At 57.9% G+C, this 259-nt stretch carries 1 pseudogene; it reads right to left on the reverse strand.

The annotated features are described in order from the left end of the window. Positions 1–230: pseudogene (locus SB756_RS31890) on the reverse strand (sucrose-6-phosphate hydrolase); the annotation flags it as partial. Positions 231–259 lie beyond the last annotated feature (29 nt).

A 259-nucleotide genomic window follows, 5' to 3' on the forward strand; every position in this document is an offset into this window, starting at 1 on the left:
CTGTTCAGGTAGCGTTTCTCTTCAGGCATAACACCCTGCGGACAGCAGATCAGATAGGTGCTGTCGCCGAGCGTGAACATATCCGGGCATTCCCACATGTAGCCAGCGGCGTCCAGCCCGCCCAGTTTGCTGCCCGCAATCTCGCCGAGGTTCTGCCACTCGCGCAGATTATCAGAACGCAAAAGCAGTACCCTGCCCTGCAGCTGGGTATTCTGCGCGGCCAGCACCATGTACCAGTGATCTTCATGACGCCACACTT

This window comes from Pseudomonas sp. SIMBA_068 (assembly GCF_046534705.1).
Lineage (GTDB): Bacteria > Pseudomonadota > Gammaproteobacteria > Pseudomonadales > Pseudomonadaceae > Aquipseudomonas > Aquipseudomonas putida.